This is a genomic window from Pseudomonadota bacterium, from assembly GCA_030859565.1.
Lineage (GTDB): Bacteria > Pseudomonadota > Gammaproteobacteria > JACCXJ01 > JACCXJ01 > USCg-Taylor.
The window spans coordinates 1-3,785 of sequence record JALZJW010000234.1 but is presented as its reverse complement, the minus strand read 5'-3'; the positions used below and the strand labels follow the sequence as shown (position 1 = coordinate 3,785).

Here is a 3,785-nt window from a genome sequence, read left to right as displayed (position 1 = left end):
GGCGATTACAACTTTGCGTCGATTCGCGTCGCGACCAACCTCTATCGCGTCGAATCGGAGCTGTTCGGTAGTTTAGCGAAATCACCTGGTGGCATCACGACCCGGTACGTTCCGGTCAGCGACGCCGGAGAACTTCTTGACCGGGTTGCGGTGCTGCTACGCAACTACTATGAAGCGCTGGATCCCCCTGGCAAGCTAACCGGCACGAGCGATTATTCGGGGAAATCCTATGCCGCCTAATGCTCGTCACGAGTGTCGCGCTTAGAATGCCGGACGCGCGGACTCGTGCGCGAGCTTAAACACATCACCCGGGCGATCGACATCCCATCGTTGAGGCAGTTCGTGCCAGCGCCACCTGAGCGCGGATAACCTCGTTCGCGTCAACCCTAGCACGCTGTCAGTCCCCCACGGAATATCATTGAACAAGAACGGTGAGAACTTCGTTAGTCCTATTAAGACGTAGCCCCCATCCTGTGCGGGACCCAACGCGGCGTCATAGCCTTCGGATAACAGCCGGGCGGATCGATCGAGATCCGCCAAGGTTAATGCGGGGCAATCGCATCCTATCAACACCGCGCAATCGTGGCTGGTAAGCCCGTCCCTTAGCGCATGCGCCATGCGATCCCCGAGATCATGTCCTTTTTGGGTTCGCAGAGAAATTCCGTAAGTTGCCGAACAGCGCGAAAAAAAATCATGGGTTGCGGTCGGGGAACACCACAATTCGACGCGCTCGAACGATGAGCGTTTTGCCGTGTTCAACGTGTGATGCACTAAACGCATATACAGATGGGTTGCGCGGTTTACGCCTAACGCGGATATTAGACGCGTCTTGACCTGTCCTGGAATAGGCGCCTTGGCAAAAACCTGCAGGACGCCTTTTACGTTAGTCATAATACCCGGCGAGCCGCCGGGCGCTTACCCCGAGCGCGTAGGCGAGCCGCAGACACCACATCAGTATCATCGTGCGCAAGACCCCGCGCTGTTCCCAGCGCCGGCACGAGGTGACCGCTCGGGCACGCAAACAGTAGGGGCGGGCGAAGCGCTTGAGAGTGCGGCAAATCGCTATATCCTCCATCAACGGTATGTCCGGATAACCCCCGATCGTTTGGAATGTACTCCGTCGAACGAAGATGGCTTGATCGCCGCTCGCGATACCGGAAACGCGGGAACGCAGGTTCATCATAAACTCGACCAGGCGGTAGACTGGATCCCTGCCCGCAAGCCGTATATCGAATCTACCCCATACGCATTTCGCACGCGCTAGCACCGCTAGAACGCGAAAGTCGGCGTCGGCGGGTAACTGTGTGTCTGCATGCAAGAACAGCAAGACATCGCCATGGGCTACCGCGGCGCCCGCATTCATCTGCCGGGCTCGCCCGCGCTCGCTGGGAACGACATGATTTACTAACCCCGTACAGGCAACCAGCGTTCCGTCCTTGCTACCCCCGTCGGCGATAATCACCTCGTGTCCGCGCTCTCGCGGCGATTGTAGGGTTTGCAGCGTAGCGCCGATGATGGTTTCTTCGTTCAGCGTTGGGATGATGAAAGATATCTGCATACAAACCCGATCCGCCGTGTATGGCGTTGAGGACGGGAAAGCCTCCGACATTACAATTTTCGCCTCGCGTATAGCGATGTTCTTCTAAGCCAGTTACAATTTCAACCTCCTTTGGGGCCGTAGCTCAGCTGGGAGAGCGTCGCGTTCGCAATGCGAAGGTCGGGGGTTCGATCCCCCCCGGCTCCACCAATATTATCATTAGGTTACTAAGCTATATTCGATTCCTTCAAGTCCACAGCATGACCAGATCGTGACGTAGCCCCCTCCAAGACAAGGACTGCCGCCCGTATGTTCTTCGGCGCCAGGTGTGCGTAACGCTCCGTCATTTTGATCGTGGTATGCCCAAGCAAGTCAAGCAGGCGTCTCAACTTATATTGGCACAGAGGGTGTCTACGCCAGAGGTGCGGGCGCGCGGAGGAGGTCATCCGAGCCCGGCACGAAGTGTTACTGGCGGCCTATGAGGCGCATCCGGAGCGGTTTGTGAGAAAACCACCAGAGCCGCCGCGCCTGCCAGAAGCAGTCTGGATCAATCCGCCTGAAAAGAAACCTTCACAAATGATTGCTACACTACATTCAACAGAAAGGTGTCTCAAAACTACTGACACATTCCGTATGTTATCTGCAGACAACAAGACGTCAGTTGCGAACTGGCATTAGATTTCTTATCCTTTGCTGGGGGAGGGGGAGGCTTCAGGATTCAGGGATACAGGACGGAAGCTACTTCTATGAACGTCTTCTCCGGCTGTCTAATTGCGTTTTTGGTCACGGTTGGCATTCTCTTTGTCCTTGCCCATGTTGCCCAGCGCTTGGGGCTGGTGGACAATCCGGAGGGTCGCAAACGCCACCATGGCTCAGTGCCTGTGGTGGGCGGCATCGCGATTTACCTGGGCTTTGTCTCGTCCATGGCAGCGCTGACCTCGGTGTTCGAGGCCCTCCCGTGGCTCATGGCGGGCGGACTGCTTGTGGTCGGTGTCGGCGTGCTGGACGACTATTGCAAGATCTCTGCGGGGTGGCGCTTCGCCGCCCAGACCGGGGCAGCTTTGTTGGCAATCTACGGGGCCGACGTGCGGCTCTATGACCTGGGTAATCTGTCTCTCGGGGAGGGCGTGCTCACGCTGGGCGTGTTTTCCGTGCCGTTTACTGTGTTCTCGACGGTGGGGGTAATCAATGCGCTCAATCTGTCCGATGGCACCGATGGTCTCGCTGGCACGATAACGATCTTGGCATTATTAGCGCTCATGGTGATGGCCAGCCTTGCGGGAAGGTACGAGCTATTCCAGATTTCAATTTGCCTAGCCAGCGCGGTCACAGCGTTTTTGCTCTTCAATCTGCCCGGGGTCCAGCCGCGCAGGTGGCGAATATTTCTTGGGGATGCGGGAAGCACGTTGTTGGGATATCTGCTCGCCTGCTTGCTCATTGCTTCATCCCAAGGCGACATTCGAGTGTTCGCACCGATAATTGGGCTATGGCTTCTGGCCGTGCCGCTCGCCGACACGGTCACGGTGATGGGGCGCCGCCTGGCGAGCGGGCGATCGCCATTCCGCGCCGACCGCACGCACCTTCATCACCTGGCTTTGTCAGCGGGTTTGTCTCAACGGCAAACGGTTTTACTCCTCAGTGCTATGGGTGTGCTTTGCATCTCGATTGGGCTCGCAGGATGGTTATTCCGCGTTTCGGAGCTTGTCCTGCTTGGGCTTTTCTTAGCCTTCTCCTTCTACTACTTGTGGTGGACCGGTCGCGCTTGGGCCGTCCGCCGGTTCCTTGGTCACACGGTCTGTCGCCGGCAGCAGGGGGTTGACCGCCGCTCTGGCAAGGATGGAAGCCAAATAGCCACGTCGATTACTGTGCAGAATGGTATACTGGAATATCGCCGGGGGGATCGGCGCTTTGCGCCGACCGAACACGCAGTGTTCACGAGGAGTGAATGACCGCACTGCATGCTCATCCCTTTCCCAAACCCGCAAGGCAGGCAATCGAAAGAATCGAAAGGGACACTTGATGCGCTGGTTCCCGAGAAAGGCCCATGCTGCTACCGCTCGCGGCAGGCCTGCTCCGGCGAACCGCCGCCGGTCGAGCAGTTCGCGATCGGAGCGGGATGCTCCTCTAGTCAATGTATTTTGCTAAGCTCTTTATCTACACGGCATTTTGCAATTTGATTGAGAAGTAGATCTCACGAATGTATATCAATGACATAAAGATTCGGAATCTTGCGCGTTACCTTCTGTTG

At 57.0% G+C, this 3,785-nt stretch carries 4 protein-coding genes, 1 tRNA gene and 1 pseudogene; 4 read left to right on the top strand and 2 right to left on the bottom strand.

Going from position 1 to position 3,785, the window contains the following annotated elements; translation table 11 throughout:
- Positions 1–240: hypothetical protein (locus M3436_19965; protein ID MDQ3566251.1), on the top strand; the 240-nt coding region annotated here is incomplete at its 5' end.
- 21 nt (positions 241–261) lie between these two features.
- Here M3436_19965 and M3436_19960 read toward each other — a convergent pair.
- Both M3436_19960 and M3436_19955 read right to left on the bottom strand, forming a co-directional pair.
- Positions 262–891 carry a TIGR04282 family arsenosugar biosynthesis glycosyltransferase gene (locus M3436_19960; protein MDQ3566250.1) on the bottom strand — a complete coding sequence of 210 codons (630 nt, stop codon included), beginning with the start codon at positions 889–891 and terminating at the stop codon, positions 262–264.
- A complete protein-coding gene (locus M3436_19955; GenBank protein ID MDQ3566249.1) occupies positions 884–1,558 on the bottom strand; it encodes a TIGR04283 family arsenosugar biosynthesis glycosyltransferase in 675 nt (224 codons plus the stop codon). The genes M3436_19960 and M3436_19955 overlap by 8 nt, the downstream gene beginning before the upstream one ends.
- A gap of 113 nt (positions 1,559–1,671) precedes the next feature.
- Here M3436_19955 and M3436_19950 point away from each other — a divergent pair.
- The 3 genes and pseudogenes from M3436_19950 to M3436_19940 all read left to right on the top strand — a co-directional run bounded on the left by M3436_19950 (position 1,672) and on the right by M3436_19940 (position 3,486).
- A tRNA-Ala gene (locus tag M3436_19950) sits at positions 1,672–1,747 on the top strand.
- A 216-nt stretch (positions 1,748–1,963) separates the two neighbouring features.
- Positions 1,964–2,110: pseudogene (locus M3436_19945) on the top strand (IS3 family transposase).
- Positions 2,111–2,283: 173 nt separating this feature from the next.
- A complete protein-coding gene (locus M3436_19940; GenBank protein ID MDQ3566248.1) occupies positions 2,284–3,486 on the top strand; it encodes a hypothetical protein in 1,203 nt (400 codons plus the stop codon).
- Positions 3,487–3,785: the final 299 nt, after the last annotated feature.